Annotated in this window: 13 protein-coding genes, 1 tRNA gene and 1 other RNA gene; 4 read left to right on the top strand and 11 right to left on the bottom strand. The window is 69.9% G+C overall.

Features of this window, described 5'->3' with window-relative positions:
* Positions 1-7: 7 nt before the first annotated feature.
* The 3 genes from ACEXHE_RS08040 to ACEXHE_RS08030 form a co-directional block, all read right to left on the bottom strand.
* Entirely contained in the window at positions 8-211 is a 204-nt protein-coding gene (locus ACEXHE_RS08040) for a helix-turn-helix transcriptional regulator (protein WP_374785399.1), read from the bottom strand.
* A complete protein-coding gene (locus tag ACEXHE_RS08035) occupies positions 211-732 on the bottom strand; it encodes a hypothetical protein (RefSeq protein ID WP_260062019.1) in 522 nt (173 codons plus the stop codon). The genes ACEXHE_RS08040 and ACEXHE_RS08035 overlap by 1 nt, the downstream gene beginning before the upstream one ends.
* Before the next feature lie 83 nt (positions 733-815).
* Positions 816-1,805, bottom strand: a complete 990-nt coding sequence (locus ACEXHE_RS08030) for a 3-methyladenine DNA glycosylase (RefSeq protein WP_374785398.1) — start codon at positions 1,803-1,805, stop codon at positions 816-818.
* 272 nt (positions 1,806-2,077) lie between these two features.
* On the opposite strand from ACEXHE_RS08030, the gene ACEXHE_RS08025 reads away from it, so the two are divergent.
* A complete protein-coding gene (locus ACEXHE_RS08025; protein WP_374785397.1) occupies positions 2,078-5,173 on the top strand; it encodes a S8 family serine peptidase in 3,096 nt (1,031 codons plus the stop codon).
* 84 nt (positions 5,174-5,257) lie between these two features.
* Here ACEXHE_RS08025 and ACEXHE_RS08020 read toward each other — a convergent pair whose 3' ends face one another.
* The 4 genes from ACEXHE_RS08020 to ACEXHE_RS08005 all read right to left on the bottom strand — a co-directional run bounded on the left by ACEXHE_RS08020 (position 5,258) and on the right by ACEXHE_RS08005 (position 11,855).
* Positions 5,258-6,544 (bottom strand): aspartate kinase, encoded by a 1,287-nt coding sequence (locus ACEXHE_RS08020; RefSeq protein WP_277245310.1) that lies wholly within the window; start codon positions 6,542-6,544, stop codon positions 5,258-5,260.
* A gap of 128 nt (positions 6,545-6,672) precedes the next feature.
* The gene (locus ACEXHE_RS08015) at positions 6,673-7,890 is read right to left on the bottom strand and encodes an MFS transporter (RefSeq protein WP_374785396.1); all 1,218 of its coding nucleotides are present in this window, start codon (positions 7,888-7,890) and stop codon (positions 6,673-6,675) included.
* The gene (recR, locus tag ACEXHE_RS08010; protein ID WP_374785395.1) at positions 7,877-8,476 is read right to left on the bottom strand and encodes a recombination mediator RecR; all 600 of its coding nucleotides are present in this window, start codon (positions 8,474-8,476) and stop codon (positions 7,877-7,879) included. The genes ACEXHE_RS08015 and recR overlap by 14 nt, the downstream gene beginning before the upstream one ends.
* Positions 8,477-8,510: 34 nt before the next feature.
* Entirely contained in the window at positions 8,511-11,855 is a 3,345-nt protein-coding gene (locus ACEXHE_RS08005; RefSeq protein ID WP_374785394.1) for a DNA polymerase III subunit gamma and tau, read from the bottom strand.
* Between the two features lie 146 nt (positions 11,856-12,001).
* On the opposite strand from ACEXHE_RS08005, the gene ACEXHE_RS08000 reads away from it, so the two are divergent.
* On the top strand, positions 12,002-12,634 hold the full coding sequence (locus ACEXHE_RS08000; RefSeq protein WP_374785393.1) for a malonic semialdehyde reductase: 633 nt from the start codon (positions 12,002-12,004) through the stop codon (positions 12,632-12,634).
* 13 nt (positions 12,635-12,647) lie between these two features.
* Here the strand turns inward: ACEXHE_RS08000 and gluQRS are convergent, their stop codons facing one another.
* Positions 12,648-13,697 carry a tRNA glutamyl-Q(34) synthetase GluQRS gene (gene gluQRS / locus ACEXHE_RS07995; protein ID WP_374785392.1) on the bottom strand — a complete coding sequence of 350 codons (1,050 nt, stop codon included), beginning with the start codon at positions 13,695-13,697 and terminating at the stop codon, positions 12,648-12,650.
* A gap of 23 nt (positions 13,698-13,720) precedes the next feature.
* An RNA gene (gene ffs / locus ACEXHE_RS07990) (signal recognition particle sRNA small type) lies at positions 13,721-13,817 on the bottom strand.
* A gap of 127 nt (positions 13,818-13,944) precedes the next feature.
* Here ffs and ACEXHE_RS07985 point away from each other — a divergent pair.
* Both ACEXHE_RS07985 and mmsB read left to right on the top strand, forming a co-directional pair.
* A tRNA-Ser gene (locus tag ACEXHE_RS07985) sits at positions 13,945-14,029 on the top strand.
* 178 nt (positions 14,030-14,207) lie between these two features.
* Positions 14,208-15,128: a 3-hydroxyisobutyrate dehydrogenase gene (gene mmsB / locus ACEXHE_RS07980; protein ID WP_374785391.1), complete on the top strand. Its 921-nt coding sequence runs from the start codon at positions 14,208-14,210 to the stop codon at positions 15,126-15,128.
* Positions 15,129-15,238: 110 nt separating this feature from the next.
* Here mmsB and ACEXHE_RS07975 read toward each other — a convergent pair whose 3' ends face one another.
* Together ACEXHE_RS07975 and ACEXHE_RS07970 are read right to left on the bottom strand one after the other, a co-directional pair.
* On the bottom strand, positions 15,239-16,393 hold the full coding sequence (locus ACEXHE_RS07975; protein ID WP_374785390.1) for a hypothetical protein: 1,155 nt from the start codon (positions 16,391-16,393) through the stop codon (positions 15,239-15,241).
* Positions 16,394-16,587: 194 nt separating this feature from the next.
* A complete protein-coding gene (locus ACEXHE_RS07970) occupies positions 16,588-17,649 on the bottom strand; it encodes an isopenicillin N synthase family dioxygenase (protein ID WP_374785389.1) in 1,062 nt (353 codons plus the stop codon).
* Positions 17,650-17,704: the final 55 nt, after the last annotated feature.

Raw genomic sequence — 17,704 nt, 5'->3', positions numbered from 1 at the left:
GGGGGGCTCAGGTGTCACCGTCGCCGGGGGTGAAGAGGTCCTCGATCCGGCAGCCGAACGCCGAGGCCAGGCGGAAGGCCAGGGGCAGGGAGGGGTCGTAGCGTCCCTTCTCAATCGAGATCACAGTCTGCCGGGAGACCCCCAGCTCATCGGCCAGGCGCTGCTGGGACCAGCCCGCCCGTTCTCGGGCCTCCTTGAGGCTGTTCTCCATCAGGAGTCCACCCGCTTGGCCCACAGGTAGGAGCCGGCGAAGACCAGGATCATCAGCACGGCGATAGCCATCAGCAGCAGCCCGGTGTCGGCCTGCCAGCGGGTGATGGAGGCCAGTCCGGCGCCCACCCCCACCACAGGCAGGACCACATGGAAGGTGGCCTGGGCTGCGCGGTCGTACCACCGGTTCTCGATCGAGTCCTCGGGGTTGCTCGTGGCGCCTCGGACCGTGCTTCGGTCCACGAGCAGTGCCCAAGCCGCCATGCAGGCGACCGGCGCCGCGAGGCAGAAGAAGATGACCGGGAACAGCCACGTCCAGGCCTCGGGCATCTCGGGGCTGGCCGCACGTCCGAGAGCGGTGGCTCCCGCTGCCAGGGCGAACGCGCTGGCCAGGCCCAGGGAGAGGCTGACGGCGATCAGCCGCCCCGAACCGCCACCGAGCCGCGCGGAGCGTCCCCAGAATGAGCTGTGCCGGTGGATCTCGGTCGACTGACTGCTCTGTGCACCCGTACTGCGGTCCATGGTGTCCCTCCTGCTGACTGAGCCGATCGCATCGTCGAGGCTCGGCTGTGTACAGCAAGCTTGACAGTCAAGTCTGCTTGACGTCAAGGTAGCTTTATAGGATCGCCGCTGAGCGCCTCCAGGTGGTCCAGGGCTGCCAGCAGACGCCCGCGCAGCTCCTGTGCCCGCTCAGCGAAGGCGCGCTGATGCCGGACGTACTCCGCCCGACCCTCGGCCGTCTCGATCCGGATGGGCTCGTAGCCCCAGTCGGCCAGGTCATAGGGTGAGGCCTGCATGTCCACGCCGCGGATGTCCCATGCCAGCTCGAAGCAGTCCGCCACCAGGTCCGAGCTGATGGCCGGCAGCAGCTTGTACGCCCACTTGTACAGGTCCATGTTCGCGTGGAGGCAGCCGGGCTGCTCCAGCTCCACCTGCCGCGCCCGCGTGGGCTGCAGCTCGTTGAGCTCCACCGCCTCCGGCGCGAAGAATCGGAAGGCGTCGATGTGCGAGCAGGTGATGCGGCTGCCCTCCACCACCGCATTCGTCCCCTCCGCGCCCAGCCGCAGGGGAACCGTGGAGTGCCGCACGCCGTGCACCTCCGCACGGTAGGCCATCGCCCATTCGTGCAGGCCGAAGCACGCCAGCCGTGCTGGTCGTGAGGCAGTGGCGGAGAGGATCCGCCGACCGAACTCCACCATGGATGCCCGCCGCTCGCAGAACTCCTCCACATCCACCTCCCAGCCGCCCTGCGGCGCCTGGTCTGAGGGTGCCACCTCGCGGTAGAAGCGCCAGGTGGCGGGGCCGTCGTCGGGAATCTCCTGGTCTGGGTGGGTGCCCTCACCAGCGCTGCGTGCCAGCACGACGCCGGCCCCCGGGTGCCAGCGCTGCAGCGCACCAGGGGTGAGCGAATAGTAGGAGAAGAGGAAGTCGTGCACCGGGTGCTTCTCACCACGGTGATGCAGTTCCACGATGGGGTCGGTGAAGGCTGCGATACGTGCCCGGTGACCCTCGGCCAGGGTCTGCCACTGATCCGGCGCCAGGACCAGCGGGGTCCGAGCGGCCGCGAGGGCGGGGAGCGGCTGTGAGGTGGGCATGACCCCCAGCGTAGTGAGATCTGACCTGTACGCGACCTCTGCTGTGACCTGCCCGACTGTGAACAGATCGCGTCATCCATGTTGAAGATTCGTTTCAGGTCTACCCACTCAGGAAATGCTCAGGTACTGTTTCGAACATCCCAACGTGTCCGTGGTCACATGTGCCGTCACTCACTCGTGCGACTCCGATCCGGGCCGCGTGGAGTTCGTAACACCCCTTGGTCGGCACAGCTGTGTCCGTCCAGCACTTTTGGTGAGGAAAGGCGAGGTTCATGTCTCAGAACCCGAAACCAGCTCGGCGTCGCCGGGCTATCACAGCGGCCCTGGCCGGGCTGCCCCTGATCGCAGGGACATTCCTGGCTCCGGCCGTGGCAGCGCCGGACGGCGCTGGCGGCGCCAGCTCAGTGGACTCGGTCCTGCAGAGCGGCGTGGAGAACTACAAGGACGGCAAGTACTTCGTGGTCCTGAAGGACGCCCCGGCGGTCACCTACACCGGCGGCACCCAGGGCTACGCGCCCACGGCGGCGCCGAAGGGCAAGTTCAACCCGAACTCGGCACACGTGCGCAAGTACGAGAAGTTCCTGGAGAAGAAGCAGCGTGATGTCGCCGCGACCGAGGGCGTGCAGGTGGACCGCAGCTTCTCCGTGGCCTTGAACGCCTTTACCGCGGACCTGACCGCTGAGCAGGCGCTGGACCTCTCCCGCAACCCCAACGTGCTGGGCGTGGCCGAGAACACCCAGGCCGCTCCGGACTACTCCTCCACCGAGTTCCTGGGCCTGCCGGGCAACAAGGGCGCCTGGAAGCAGACGTACAAGGGCATCGAGAACGCCGGCAAGGGCACTGTCGTGGGTGTCATCGACACCGGCTACTACCCGGAGCAGGACATGCTCACCGGTGAGCCGGTCCGCCCGCTCAAGGGCAAGCCCAAGGTCGGCGAACCGTACCTGACCGCTGACGGCAAGATCGCCATGCTCAAGGCTGACGGCACCACCTTCATGGGTGAGTGCGAGCCGGGCGAGGACTTCACCGGCGACGAGTGCAACTCCAAGGTGCTCTCGGCCCGCTACTACTCCGAGGACTTCGAGGCCTACGTGCCTCCGGCACAGCGTGATCCGGATGAGCGCCTGTCCCCGATCGACGTCTCCTCCCACGGCACCCACACCGCCACCACGGCCGCGGGCAACCACGGCGTGGACCAGGTGCGCGACGACGGCGACTTCGGTGAGGGATCCGGAGTGGCCCCGGCCGCCAAGGTCTCCGTGTACAAGATCTGCTGGGAGGACACCGATCCTAACACCGGCGGCTGCTACACCTCCGCCTCCGTGGCCGCCATCGAGGACGCCATCATCGACAACGTCGATGTGCTGAACTACTCGATCTCCGGCAACAACAACTCCGTGGTCGACCCCGTCGCCCTCGCGTTCAAGTCGGCTGCCTCCGCAGGGATCTTCGTCTCCGCCTCGGCCGGCAACTCCGGTCCCACGGCCAACACCGTGAACCACTCCTCCCCGTGGCTGACCTCGGTCGCAGCGTCCACCTTCTCCAATGAGATGAGCGGCACCGTCGAGTTCGCTGACGGCACCAAGGTCCGCGGCGTCTCCTCCATGGGCGAGGGAGTCGGCCCCGCCGACATCGTCCTCTCCTCGGAGGTCGCCAAGGCTGACGCGAACCCCGCTGACGCGGCCCTGTGCTTCCTGGACACCCTGGACCCGGCAGCCGTCGACGGCAAGATCGTGGTCTGCGACCGCGGTGGCAACGCCCGCGTCGAGAAGTCCGAAGAGGTCGCCAACGCCGGCGGCGTCGGCATGGTCCTGGTGAACATCGGCGGCGGCTCCGAGGATGCCGACCACCACTCGGTGCCCACCGTCCACACCTCTGACGAGAGCGTGAAGGCCCACGTGGCCTCCACCGACGTGCAGGCCACCCTGGTCCGCGGCGACACCACCGGCCTTCCTGAGCCGGCTGTCCCGCAGATCGCTGGCTTCTCCTCGCGCGGCCCGTCCAACGCGGTCAGCTCCGACCTGCTCAAGCCTGACATCGCCGCACCCGGCGTCAACGTCATGGCAGGTGTCTCCCCGCTGGATCCGAACTACGGCGGCAACCAGTACGGCCTGATGTCCGGAACCTCCATGGCTGCGCCGAACCTGGCCGGCATGGCGGCTCTGATGGCCGGCAAGCACCCCAGCTGGTCCCCGATGGCCATCAAGTCGGCCATGATGACCACCACTGAGGACGTCTACAACGCCGACGGCTCGGTCAACCTGGACAACTTCGCCACCGGCGCCGGCTCTGCCGACCCGGCTGCGATGGCTGCCCCGGGACTGGTGTACGACGCCGATGAGGAGCACTGGAACGCGTTCCTGGCCGGTGAGATCGCCGCCCGCGACGTCAACGTGCCCTCCTACGCCGTGTCCAACGTGGCCGGCTCGGCCACCGTCACCCGTACGGTGACCGCCCTGGAGAACGGCCGCTGGTCCCTCGAGGCCAACGTCCCCGGCTTCACGGTGACGGCATCGCCCTCCACCCTGAACCTCAAGCGCGGACAGTCCGCCGAGGTCGAGGTCACCTTCACCCGCGACGGTGCCGAGGCCAACACCTGGAAGCACGGCTCGCTCACCTGGGCCGGCGGCAAGAAGAACTCTGCCGATGTCACCTCCGCCGTCACCCTGCGTGCCGTCGATGTGGCTGCACCGTCCTCCGTCACCGGTTCCGGTGCCTCCGGTTCCACCGAGATCGAGCTGACCGGTGGCGTCACCGGCACCGTGAGCCCCTCGATCGTCGGCCTGACCAAGGCTGTCGAAGAGAACTTCAGCAAGGTCCCGGGTGCGCTCTACGGCGGGAACAACGCCTCGAACCACCTGGCGTTCACCACCGTGGAGGCCGGCACCACCTCGGTGACCTGGTCCCTGCTGGCTGCTGACGATGCGTCCGACTGGGACATGTTCGTCATCACCCCGGCCGGCCGCACCGTGCAGGTGGCCACGGCCTCTGCCTCGGAGCGTCTGACCCTGACCAACCCGGCACCGGGCACCTACGCAGTGGTGTCCAACCTGTACGACTCGCCGAACCAGGCCTCCACCGATGCCACGCTGCAGACGGTGAAGCTGACCGGCGATGAGGGCAACCTCACCGTCACGCCGAACCCGATCTCCCTGACCCAGGGTGAGAAGGCCACGGCGACTGCCAGCTGGTCCGGTCTGACCGAGGGCTCCTGGCACGGTGTCATCACCTGGACCGAGGGCATCTCCACCGCCGTCACCGTCGAGGTCGGCGCCGACGGCACCACCACCGTGACCGACGTCAACGGCCGCGTGCTCACCCCGGAGCAGGTCGAGGCAGCCCCGCTGTCCGATCTGGTCAAGCAGTGACCCACGGCTGACGCCTGACACAGACAGACGTGCCCCGGACCAACAGGTCCGGGGCACGTCTGTCTGTTCGGAGTGGCCGCAGAGTCAGCGGCCGGTGCCGCCGTAGACGGTGGCCTCCTCCTCGGCATCCAGACCGAAGGCCTCGTGGACAGCGCGCACGGCAGTGTCCAGCAGGTCCTCGCGGGTGACCACGGAGATACGGATCTCCGAGGTGGAGATCAGATCGATGTTCACCCCGGCCTGGTGCAGCGCCTCGAAGAACCGTGCGGAGACGCCGGGGTTGGAGCGCATGCCGGCCCCGATCAGGGAGAGCTTGCCGATGTTGCGGTCATGCACCACGTCCTCGAACCCGATGTGCTCCTGAGCGTCACGCAGGGCCTGCATGGCCGCCTTGCCCTCCACGATCGGCACCGTGAAGGAGATGTCTGTCCGGCCGGAGCCGGCCCGGGAGACGTTCTGCACGATCATGTCGATGTTGGAGTTGGCGGAGGCGATCACGTTGAAGATCTCCGCGGCCTTACCCGGGATGTCCGGGACGCCGACGATGGTGACCTTGGCCTCGGACCGGTCGTGTGCCACGCCGGAGACGATCGGCTGTTCCATGGGTTCGCCTTCCTCAAAGGTGATGATGTCGTCGGGGTTGGGCCGCACCCAGGTGCCCTCGTTCTGGGAGAAGGAGGAGCGCACGTGCAGCGGGACGCCGAAGCGGCGGGCGTACTCCACGCAGCGCAGGTGCAGGATCTTGGAGCCGGAGGCGGCCATCTCCAGCATCTCCTCGGAGCTGATCTCCTCGATCTTGCGCGCGGAGGAGACCACACGCGGATCCGCGGTGTAGATCCCGTCCACATCCGTGTAGATCTCGCACACCTCGGCGTCCAGGGCGGCCGCCAGGGCCACTGCCGTGGTGTCGGAGCCGCCGCGGCCCATGGTGGTGATGTCGTTGGACTCCCGGCTCATGCCCTGGAACCCGGCCACGATCGCGATCTCCCCGCGCTCCACGGCGGTCTTGACCCGGTGCGGAGAGACATCGATGATCCGGGCCTGGCCGTGCAGCGAGTCGGTGAACATGCCCGCCTGGGACCCGGTGAAGGACTGCGCCGAGGATCCCTCGGCGTGGATGGCCATGGCCAGCAGCGCCATCGAGATGCGTTCGCCGGCCGAGAGCAGGATGTCCATCTCGCGCGCCGGAGCGTCCTCGGTCAGCTGAGCGGCCAGGTCCAGCAGCTCATCGGTGGTGTCACCCATGGCGGAGACCACCACGACCACCTCGTGGCCGGCCCGCTGGGTCTGGACGATCCGGCGCGCCACCCGCTGGATGCCGGCGGCATCCGAGACGGAGGAACCGCCGTACTTCTGGACTATCAGGCTCATGCAGACCTCGCTGCGTCTGGGCCGCGCCGCGGCCCGATGGGTGGGGAACTGGGGGCAAGTCTAGATCCCGAGACCTGCGCCCTCCTGAAGGTGACCACGACGACGTCACGCACGTGACGTCGTCGGGATCAGGAGGGACGGTGGCCGGGTGAGGCGGCCCGCCCGTGGACCAGCCAGTAGAGGACCACGGCGAGCGCGCCGGTGACGGCCAGGGCCAGGTACATCCCGGTGTAGCCGACCAGGGGGATGAGCAGGCCGAACACCACGGGTCCGATCGCCACGCCCAGGTCCAGCATCATGTAGTGGGTGGAGGTGGCGATGCCCAGTCGTTCGGGACGGGCGCGGGTGACGCCGATGACCTGCAGGGCCGGGGTGATGCCCCCGAACCCGATCCCGCCCAGCACACCGGCGGCCAGCACCACCCAGGTGTGCTCGGCGACCGCCAGCATGACCAGGGAGAGGATGAACAGGGCGAACAGAGGCAGCATCACGGTGTTGTCCCCGCGGGTGTCCTGGATGCGCCCGGCGAACAGTCTGACCAGGAGCATGCCGGCGGCGTAGGCCACGAAGAACAGGGACGCGGCGGTGACCATGCCCCGTTCCAACAGGGCGGTGTTCAGGAACGTGACCACTCCGGCGTAGCCCGAGGCCGCCAGGAACAGCACGAGCGCCGGGGGCAGGGCATCCGGGTCCAGCACATCCGAGAGGCTCAGACGGAAGCGGCGGGCGTGCTCCTCCGGGGTGGGGGTCCGCTCGGGGAAGCGTCCCAGCAGGACCGCACCGAGGGCCACCAGGGAGGCGCCGGAGATGAACCAGAACACGGCGTCCGCGCCGAACATGCCGGAGAGCTGGACGGCGGCGAGCGGTCCGAGGGCGGTGGAGATGGTGGAGGCCGCGCCGAAGTACCCCACGCCCTCGCTGCGCCGGGCCCGCGGGACCAGGTCCACCACGGAGGCGGTCAGGGCGGTGCCGGCACCGCCGAACGCCATGCCGTGCAGCAGACGCAGCCCCACCAGACTCGTGAAGTCCCACGTCAACGGATAGACCAGGCAGCAGGCCAGGAACACGATCAGGGCGATCAGCAGCAGCCGCTTGCGCCCGATGAAGTCCAGGTACTTCCCGGAGACGATCCGCACCAGCGCTGCGCCGAGGATGAACGAGCTGGCCGCGAATCCGGCCACGGCGTCCTGCACCCCGAACCGCTCCACGGCGTAGAGGGCCATGTAGGTCATCGTGGTGATGAACACCATGGACACGCCGAACATGGCGACCACTGCGGCCCAGAAGCTGGGCGTCCAGAGGCGAGGGGCGTCGTCGGGACGCTGGCGGTCCTCAGCCGGTGACATTGCGGCGGCCCTCGAAGGCTCGGCCGAGCGTCACCTCGTCCGCGTATTCCAGGTCTCCGCCCACCGGCAGGCCGGAGGCCAGACGGGTCACGGTGATGCCGGTGGAGCCGAGCATGCGTGAGAGGTAGGTGGCCGTGGCCTCGCCCTCCAGGTTGGGGTCGGTGGCGAGGATGACCTCCTGGATGGTGTCGTCCTGCAGACGGGTGAGCAGCTCACGGATGTGCAGCTGGTCCGGGCCGATCCCGCCGATCGGGTTGATGGCACCGCCGAGCACGTGGTACCGGCCACGGAAGGTGCGCGTGCGCTCGATGGCCATCACGTCCTTGGACTCCTCGACGACGCAGATCGCGGTCCCGTCACGCCGCTCGTCCCGGCAGATCCCGCAGGTCTCCTGTTCGGAGACGTTGAAGCAGATCCGGCACAGCTTGACCTTGTCCTTGACCGTGCGGATGGAGTCGGCCAGGCGGATCATGTCCTCGGTGTCGGCCTCCAGGATGTGGAAGGCGATCCGCTGGGCGGACTTGGGACCGACCCCGGGGAGGCGTCCGAGCTCGTCGATCAGGTCCTGGACGGCGCCCTCGTACACGGTGCCCCTTTCGGTGGGTGGGTCTGACGGGGCCTCAGCCCAGCGGTCCGCCGTCGAGGCTGCGTTCCTCGATCAGGCGTGCCCCGAGGATGCGCTCCACCACGGGGCGTCCGGCCAGGCCGGAGTCCTCGATGGTCTCATCGTCATCACTGGGGGTCTCGTCCGACCAGTCTACGGAGCCGTTCCCGCCCGGGGCGTTCACCCCGCCGGTGGAGTGGGCCGCGCCGGTGGCGCTTCCGGCTCCGCCAAGGCGTCCCGACGGCGGCTCCTCACCTGAGGCGTTCGCCTGCGGTGAGGAGGCGGACGGCTCTGAGGCGCCGGGTTCGTCTGCTGGGGATGACGCTGTGGGCGCGCCGGCCGGGGTGCCAGCGGACATCGAGGAGGCCTGCGGGCTGGTCCCGGGGTGAGGCGCCGCGGCCCCGGCCTGGGTCCTGTTGTACTGCTCCATCATCTGCTGGAACCTGCTGGCCCGGCGGCCGTGCGGCGTGCCGGAGCTGTCCGGGGCGGTCTGATCGGACGTCGTGGCGGAGGACTCGCCTGCGGTGGATGCGGCGGTGAATCCCGCGCCACCGGCACGTTCGGCACGCATCTCGGCCTCGGGCCGGGCGAACACCGGGATGCCCCAGCCGGGTTCGGGCCGGGAGACCTTCGGCTCCTCGGGGGCCGACTCCTCGAGCGTCGGTTCTGCTGGTGCCGGAGCGGCGGGTGCTGGAGCGGCGGGAGAGTCGGACGCAGGGGTGGCAGCGGCGTCGGACACCGGGATGCCCTCGGCGTCCAGGGCGCCACGGTCCGGATCCTGGTCCGAGGATGAGGCAGAGGTGTCCAGGGGAGCGTAGGGATCGTCCTCGGGGGCGTACTGCTCCTCGTAGGGATCGAACGGATCCTCGTCCGGCTCCGGGGGCAGGGCCCAGGGGTTCTCGTCAGCAGGCGGGGGTCCCTGAGGCTCGGCGGGGCGGCCACCGGTGGGACCGGCCGGACGGTCTGGCTGCGGAGCCGGGGCCGCTGGCTGATGCTCACGTTCCGGGGCTGGGGCCGGTGCGGCTGGCTGCCGGCCTGCTGCGGGTGCCGGGGCAGGGGACTGCTGCGGCTGGGGGGCCGCCGGGGTGGGGCGGCCCTCAGCTTTTGGGCCAGGACCACCTGCCGGAGCAGCCCCTCCCGTGATGAGGTCGATCTGCGGCTGCATGCCCAGGACCTGGTTCACCGCACGGGCGATGTCCTGATCGCCCCCGCGCTGCTTCACGCGATCGCGGGCGCCGTCATTGGCGAAGCCGATGGTCAGCAGCTGGCCGTCGAACCCGGCCACGGAGGCGTTCTGGCTGACCACGATCCAGATGAACCGGGCGTTCTCCTGCAGCACGTCCAGGACCTCGGGCCAGGCACGGCGGATCATCTCCACCGAGTTGCCGCCACCGGAGGGCTGCTGCGGTGGGCCCGCAGGGGACTCGGGCTGCTGGCCGGGAGCCTGCTGGCGCTGCGGTGCCCCACGATCGGCAGCCGAGGCCGACGGGCCATCCGGGGCCGGCGGTGCGGGGCGCAGCTGCTCGCGCTGGTTCGGCGGGGTCTGCCGCGCCTGCGGTTCCTGCTGGGCCGGTGCGGGATGCTGTGCCTGAGACTGCGCCGGCCGGTCCTGGCGGGCGGGCTCCTCCGGCGGCACGGCCCAGGTGCCGCCCCAGTCGGCGGACGGTGCAGGGGCAGCGGGACGCTGAGTCTGCGGTGATGACTGGGAGGGCGCCGGGGCCTGATCGGTCTGCACCGGCTCGTCCTGCTGGCGCGGTGCGGACTGATCATGCTCGGGCACGCCGGGCTGGTGGTCCGGGCCGGCCGCGGGCTCGTCGGAACGCTGGCTCTGCGGCACGGGCGTTGCGGCGGCGGGGTGCTGTTCGGCCTGTTCCTCGCGCTCCTGCTCTGCCTCGCCGGACACAGCGGCCGGAGGGATGGTGGGGGTGTTCGGCGCGGACGGCGGGACGGGGGAGTCCTGAGCGGGCTGGACCGCCGGTGGGCGCGCGGCCGACTGCGGGGTCTGCGGCGCCTGGTCGGGTCGCTCGGCTGGCGCTTCGCCCTGCTGGTCCCGGCGCATCGCCGCGCGGGCCAGCGCGGCACCGGAGAGGCCCTGCTGACCCGGAGCACCCTGATCCATCCCCTGGCCACCCTGCTGAGGTGAGGCGCCAGGAGAGGGTGCGGGGCCGGCGTCGGGAAGCCCTGCCTCTGCCTGTCCTCCGTAGGAGAGGCGGCGCTCGATCCGATCCAGCCGCGCGGCCAGGCCACGTTCGGTCTGATCGGTGGAGGGCAGCATCAGCCGGGCCATGAGCAGCTCGAGGTGCAGCCGCGGACTCGTGGCGCCGACCATCTCGGTCAGGGCGTGGTTGGTGATGTCCGCCGCGCGGGATAGCTCGCCGCCGCCCAGCTGGGCAGCCTGGGTCTCGAGCCGACGCAGCTGGTCCTCGGGCATGCCGTGCAGGACGGAGGAGGCGGCATCCGGCATGGCCTTGACGATCACCAGGTCGCGGAACCGCTCCAACAGGTCTTCCACGAACCGGCGCGGGTCCTGACCGGACTGCACCACCCGGTCCACCACACGGAACACGGTCTGCGAATCGGAGGCGGCCACAGCGTCCACCACATCGTCGAGCAGGGCATCCGGGGTGTACCCGAGCAGGTTGACGGTGAGGTCATAGGCCAGCCCGTCCTCGGTGGCGCCGGCCATCAGCTGGTCCAGCACCGAGAGGGTGTCACGCACGGACCCACCGCCCGAGCGCACCACCAGCGAGAGCACACCGGGCGCCACGGCCACGTTCTCCTGGGCACAGAGCCGCTCCAGGTACTCCATCAGCGGCTCCGGCGGCACCAGCCGGAAGGGATAGTGGTGCGTGCGGGAACGGATGGTCCCGATCACCTTGTCCGGCTCGGTGGTGGCGAAGATGAACTTGATGTGCTCCGGTGGCTCCTCCACGATCTTCAGCAGCGCGTTGAAGCCCGCCGAGGTGACCATGTGGGCCTCGTCGATGATGAAGATCTTGTAGCGGTCGCGCACCGGGGCGAAGGTGGCCCGCTCGCGCAGATCTCGGGCGTCGTCCACACCGCCGTGGGAGGCGGCGTCGATCTCGATCACGTCCAGGGCGCCCGAGCCACCGGTGGCCAGCTCCTGGCAGGAGTCGCACTGACCGCACGGGGTGGGGGTGGGGCCCTGGGCACAGTTCAGACAGCGCGCCAGAATGCGGGCCGAGGTGGTCTTGCCGCAGCCGCGGGGGCCGGAGAAGAGGTAGGCGTGGTTGACCCGGTCCTTGGACAGCGCCTGCATGAGGGGTCCGGTGACGTGCTCCTGCCCGATCACGTCCTCGAAGGAGTCGGGGCGGTAGCGGCGATACAGGGCGGTGGTCACCCACAGCACCCTAGTCGCTGCAGGGCGGTGCTGCACGGTCGGTCCACAGGAACGGAGGGCACGCGCAAGGGGACCGGGAAGAACCGTGCCGCAGGGTGGGTTGACCACTGGTGGACCCTGACCCCGACTCCCCGAGGAGCCCGCCCGTGACGACCTCTGCCGCCACCCTGACCGACCTCCCCGCCCTGACCCAGGAGCAGCTCGCCGTGCTGTTCGAGGGCGCGCACACCACCAACACCTTCACCGACGAGCCGGTGGACGTGGCCCTGGTCCAGAAGGTGTACGAGGACCTGCGGTGGGCGCCGACCGCCATGAACATCCAGCCGCTGCGTCTGACCGTGGTGGACTCGGCTGAGGCGCGCGAGCGTCTGATCGCCCACATGGCCCCGGGGAACCAGGACAAGACCGCGGCCGCACCGCTGGCCCTGGTGGCCGCCTATGACCCCCGCTGGCACGAGCACATGCCGCACCTGGCGCCGCACCGCGAGGGCGCGCGCGAGGAGTTCGAGAGCAAGGCTGAGGTCCGCGAAGGCATGGCACGCACCAACGCCCTGATCCAGACCGGCTACCTGATGCTGGCCCTGCGCGCCCACGGCCTGCAGGTCGGCCCCATGGGTGGCCTGGACACCTCCGGTGTGGACGCCGAGTTCCATGCGGAGAACGGCTGGAAGACCCTGCTGGTGATCAATGTGGGTCACGCCCCGAACCCCGAGGATGAGGACGCGCAGCGCCCGCGTGCCGGCCGGCTGGAGTTCGAGCAGGCCGCTCAGGTGCTCTGAGCCTGCACCGAGCTCAGTCGAGGCCGGTGAAGATCCAGGGGGTGCGGGGGAGACGGTCCGGGGCGAACGCGTCCAGGGCGGCGTCCAGACTCTCCCCGGGCAGTCCGACGGACTCCAGCAGCACCGTGCGCACCCGGTCGGCCGTCCACGGTGCGGGCTCGGTGTCCGGGCCGTCCAGGCCGTCCAGCACGCCCAGGTCCTCCAGGGTCACCGCACCGTCCCGCTTGGCCAGCCGCTTCCCCTCGGCGTTGAGCACCAGAGGCACATGGGCGTACTCCGTGACGGGCCTGTCCTGTGCTTCACCGGGCACCTCGATCGCCCCGGCCTCCCACAGGACCCCGGCCAGCCAGGCCTGACGCGGAGCCGAGCTGAGCAGGTCGTCGCCGCGCACCACCTGGCCCACGCCCTGCGTGAGATCGTCCACCACCACAGCCAGGTTGTAGGCGAACGCGCCGTCATTGCGCCGCAGCACGAAGTCGTCCACCGCCGCCCGCACCGTCCCGTGCAGCACATCGGTCACCTGGTGGGCCGGTGCCCCGTCGGTTCCCGCGGCGCGCGCAGCGTCGATCCGCAGGGCTGCAGGGCGGTCCCGACGACGGCGCTCGCGTTCTGATTCCGATAGGTTCCGGCAGGTGCCCGGATAGGAGCCGGGCGGAAGCAGCAGGCGACCCGCGCTGTGAGTCGAGGGGCCGTCGTCGGGAAGCTGTGCAGAGGAGGCGGGGGACTGCGTGGGATGAGGGGCGCTGGTGGCCTCGGCGATGTCCTTGCGCGAGCAGAAGCACTCGTAGACCAGGCCGCGCTCGCGAAGGACGTCCAGGGCGTGCTCATAGAGGTCGATGCGCTCGGACTGGCGGACGGGCTCGGCGTCCCAGTTCAGGCCGATCGCCTCGAGCTCGCGCAGCTGCTGGGCCTCGGCGCCGGCGCGAACCCGGTCCAGGTCCTCGATCCGCAGCAGGAAGGTGCGCTCGGTGTGCCGGGCGAAGAGCCAGGCGAGCAGGGCCGTGCGCAGATTGCCCAGGTGCAGCTGACCGGTGGGGCTGGGGGCGTACCGTCCTGCGCGCATGGGTGGGAGACCTTTCCGAGAACGTCAAAGACCCCCCACGCACCTGCCAGAGCCCACCTACCCTTGCTACCTTCCGGTCCTGGGGGAGTTCAGCGAGATGACACCACGTGAGGGGCCGCCGACCATACTACCAGCGTTGGGACGGTGGCGGCCTCCCGGGGCCGATTGGTCCCCGAGGGGCGGCGTCCGTTATGATGGACTCTGCTCGTGCGACGGTCACCCCGGTGATCGGCGTGTGAGTGCATGAGGAGGATTCGCCTAGCGGCCTATGGCGCACGCCTGGAACGCGTGTTGGGTTCACGCCCTCGGGGGTTCAAATCCCCCATCCTCCGCAGTGGAACAGCCCCGGTGACTCGGTTGAGTCGCCGGGGCTGTTCGCATTTCCGGGTCTGGTCCGACCCCGTCCGTGCGCGTGGTGGCTCCATCTCCCGACCCGCCATCAGGCAGGCTGGACGGTGAGCACACGAGCGCAGGGATGCACAGAAGTACGGGAGAGGAACGGGAGCTGCGATGACGCACTACGCATGGATCGGACTGGGGAACATGGGCGGACCGATGGCCGCCAACCTCGTCAAGGCAGGGCACCAGGTGTCCGGAGTGGACCTGAACGAGTCCGCCTGCGCCGCCGCGAAGGACGCCGGCGTGCGGATCGCCGACTCCGTGGCCGATGCCGTCAAGGATGCCGATGCCGTCTTCGCCATGCTCCCCAAGGGGGACCATGTCCGTTCGGTGTTCGACGGACCGGACGGGATCTGGGCCCACGCCCGCCAGGACGCACTGCTCTGCGACTCCTCCACCGTGGACGTGGAGACGAGTCGCTGGTGCCACGAGCAGTCTGCCGAACGTGGCTTCGTCTTCGCGGACACCCCGGTCTCGGGCGGGATCTCCGGCGCGGCCGAGGCCACCCTCTGTTTCATGATCGGCGGGGAGCCGTCCGCCGTGGAGCGGGCGAGCGCCCTGGTGGAGCCGATGTCCGGCAGTGTCATCGCCGCCGGCGGCCCCACCTCCGGCATCGCGGCCAAGATCTGCAACAACATGATGCTGTTCATCCACCTGATGGCCAACGCCGAGGGCAGCCAGCTCGCCGAGCAGCTCGGACTGGACCCCCAGGTCTTCTGGGAGATCGTCTCGGTCTCCTCCGGCCGGTCCTGGTCCCAGCAGACCTGGTATCCGGTCTCGGACATCATCCCGACGGCGGCCGCGAACCAGAACTTCACGGCCACCTTCTCCGCGGAGCTGGCCGCGAAGGATGTGGGGCTGGCGCTGGCGGCAGGGGAGCAGACCGGCGTGCATCTGCCCGCAGCGCGGATGGTGTTCGAGCAGCTGCAGGAGCTGATGGCCCAGGGCCTGGGTGACCGTGACTGCTCGCTCGTGGCCAAGCTGGCCACCCCGGACGGTCAGCTGCGCGGGTTCGGCCCGGACGCGGCCTGACCGGACGCAAGCCCACCCTCGGGCCGCAGCTGACGGAAACACACCCCCGCACCGGAAACTCCTCTCCCTGCGTGGCGGGGAGTTTCCGGTGCGGGGGTGTGGAACGGCGCTCAGGGCTGCCGGCGGGGGACTCCGGCGTCCGCCAGCCACTGCGGCACCCGGCCGGGCACCTTGAGGTCGGCCCAGGTCCAACGGACGACGCGGCGACCTGAGCGGTTCAACGCCTCCTCGCGCCGCTTCTCCTGGACGACCACCTGGTCGGCGGACTGCCCGGACAGCGCCGCCGCCCGGCTGTACTTGATGATCCCGTCGAACTCGCCGATCACCCCGACATCCCGCCACTCCATGTCCGGGCGGACGATCCTGCCGTCCTCTAGGCGGTGCTCGGTCTGCAGCTGCGGCAGCTGGAGCCCGGCCTCCCAGATCTGAGCGCGTGAGGCGGACTCGCCCGGTGATTCGGCACCTGCATCACCGAGCTCCAGGGCCAGCTGGGCCCGCTCACGCTTGCGGCGGACCGGAATCAGGTCCACCCAGTGGTGGATCTCGGCCACGGTCAGCCGCCGACCGCCTGCGGTGCGGCCGCTGAGCACGCTGTCCACCACGGCCAGGGCCTGCTCCAGCGGGACACGGCAGATCACATCGGCGACCGCCAGGGCCAGGGGGTCGGTCTTCACCTGGTGATCCAGACGGTGGAGAGGTCCGCCACCGGATGCGCGGACGAGCGCAGGCCAGCCCTCACCCAGTCGCGCGGCGTCGGTCGACTCTGGGGATCCGCCGGACCACGCGGAGTACGCCAGGACGTACTCCAGCAGAGGCACCGCGGGCAGGGAGGTGAGGGGCCGACCCGCCCTGGCTGGCTGACGATTCTGGAGCTGGCGTAGATGCTCCTGCATCACGGCCGAGCTCGGCCAGGCACTCAGCCGCTGTCGGCGCCCTGCACGGCCACGGGTGCCAGTGCGCACCTGGACGCGGTCGGCAGCCCAGATCTGCTGAACGCCGTGGAGGTGGAGCGCGGTCTCGCGGCAGAAGACGGATGGCGGGTGCGCCGCCGCACGGGCCGCCACGGCAGCCGCATGACGCACCCACGGTGGAGCGTCGATCCAGGACTCGGCGTGCGCATAGACGCCGCGATGGAGACGGACCAGTTCTCCGCGACGCCAGCGAACGCGGATGGCTTCAGCGGGTCGTTCGTCCCCCGTGACGGACTGGGTGAGCAGTAGCGAAGGAGCAGCGGTGGTGGCTGCGGCCGGGTGCGTGAGGGTCATGACTCATGGTGATCACGGTGGCCGCGCCCCGGGCTGATCCGGCGGCAGGTTGTGGGCGTTGGGATGCACGCGGTCCCCTGTGGAGGAGTTGGGCGCAGGGCTCTCACTCGATCAGCACCCCTGCCCCGGAAGCCCACCCTCCCATAGGGGGCGGCGTTTCCGGGGCGGGGGTGCAGAACGGCGGCAGGGGCCGCTCAGCGAGCCAGCAGCTGCGGGTGGAACTTCTCGGTGACCTTCGGGTGAGCCCGGGCGAAGCCCTTGAGCATGTTCGCCCCGAACGAGGAGAGCATGGGGTTCTCCGGGTCGTCCGAGGCCCCGCGTGCGGCAGCGGCCAGCTCGGCCGGCAGCTCCACGGGCTCGATCACGGCGTCCAGGCGCGGGGAGTAGAAGAACGGCACCGCGTACCGGTCCACATCCTGGTCCGGGGCGATCACCCGGTGGATGGTGGCCATCAGGTAGCCGTTCGTGGCGACCTCGAGCATCTCGCCCAGGTTCACCACCAGCGCCCCGTGGATCGGCTCCACCGGCAGCCACTCGTCCTGGCCGTACGGGCGCACCTCCAACCCGCCGACCTGGTCCTGCAGCAGCAGGGTGATGAACCCGTAGTCGGCGTGCAGCCCCACGCCCTGCGTGCCGGCCTCCTTCACCCCGCCCACATAGTGCGCCAGCTTGGCCATCCAGGCACGGTCGCCGGTGAACGCCTCGGCGAAGTGGTCCTCGTCCAGCCCGATCGCCACGGACAGCGCCTTCAGCAGGTCCTCGCCCACGCGGTCCATCAGTGCGGTCCACTCCATGGCGGTGCGCTCCAGCTGGGGCAGGTCCGCCGGCCACTGGTTGGGGCCCTGCAGCACCCAGTAGTGCTCACCGGGCTGGATCTGCTCGGCCGGCACCGGCGCGCGCTCGGGGGAGAAGTCGATTTGCTCCCGTGAGTCCGGACGGCCCTGGGTCCGCTCGGCGCCCACGCTGGAGTACCCGCGGTAGTGCGGTGAGTTCTGGTTGTGCAGCGCCAGCTTCTCCTGCTCCGGCCGGGCGAAGAAGTCCGCACTGACCTGGAACAGCTCATCGACCTGGCCCTCGGCGGCCCCGTAGTCCACGATCTGGAAGAACCCCACGTGGTGTGCCGCGTGGCGCAGCTCATCCAGGAACTCCGGGTCGAAGGACCCATCCTCACGGCGCATCCGGGCCAGCGAGAGCACAGGGATCTCCAGCTCGGCGGTGTCCGCTGGGGCAGTGAGGGTTGCGGTGTCAGAGGTCATGGACACCAGTGAACGACGACGGCACCCCCTCCCAGCGCGGGTTGCCTCGCGCGAC

Origin of the sequence: Micrococcus sp. IITD107 (assembly GCF_041927415.1) — a bacterium.
Classification (GTDB): Bacteria; Actinomycetota; Actinomycetes; order Actinomycetales; family Micrococcaceae; genus Citricoccus; species Citricoccus terreus.
Note: the sequence above shows the minus strand (reverse complement) of the source record. Positions and strands in the feature narration are given on the sequence as shown.

Bases quoted from the DNA above. Each gene is read 5' to 3' on its own strand.
- ACEXHE_RS08040 (WP_374785399.1), bottom strand. From the start codon at position 211: ATGGAGAACAGCCTCAAGGAGGCCCGAGAACGGGCGGGCTGGTCCCAG.
- ACEXHE_RS08035 (WP_260062019.1), bottom strand. From the start codon at position 732: ATGGACCGCAGTACGGGTGCACAGAGCAGTCAGTCGACCGAGATCCAC.
- ACEXHE_RS08030 (WP_374785398.1), bottom strand. From the start codon at position 1,805: ATGCCCACCTCACAGCCGCTCCCCGCCCTCGCGGCCGCTCGGACCCCG.
- ACEXHE_RS08025 (WP_374785397.1), top strand. From the start codon at position 2,078: ATGTCTCAGAACCCGAAACCAGCTCGGCGTCGCCGGGCTATCACAGCG.
- ACEXHE_RS08020 (WP_277245310.1), bottom strand. From the start codon at position 6,544: ATGAGCCTGATAGTCCAGAAGTACGGCGGTTCCTCCGTCTCGGATGCC.
- ACEXHE_RS08015 (WP_374785396.1), bottom strand. From the start codon at position 7,890: ATGTCACCGGCTGAGGACCGCCAGCGTCCCGACGACGCCCCTCGCCTC.
- gluQRS (WP_374785392.1), bottom strand. From the start codon at position 13,697: ATGCGCGCAGGACGGTACGCCCCCAGCCCCACCGGTCAGCTGCACCTG.
- mmsB (WP_374785391.1), top strand. From the start codon at position 14,208: ATGACGCACTACGCATGGATCGGACTGGGGAACATGGGCGGACCGATG.
- ACEXHE_RS07975 (WP_374785390.1), bottom strand. From the start codon at position 16,393: ATGACCCTCACGCACCCGGCCGCAGCCACCACCGCTGCTCCTTCGCTA.
- ACEXHE_RS07970 (WP_374785389.1), bottom strand. From the start codon at position 17,649: ATGACCTCTGACACCGCAACCCTCACTGCCCCAGCGGACACCGCCGAG.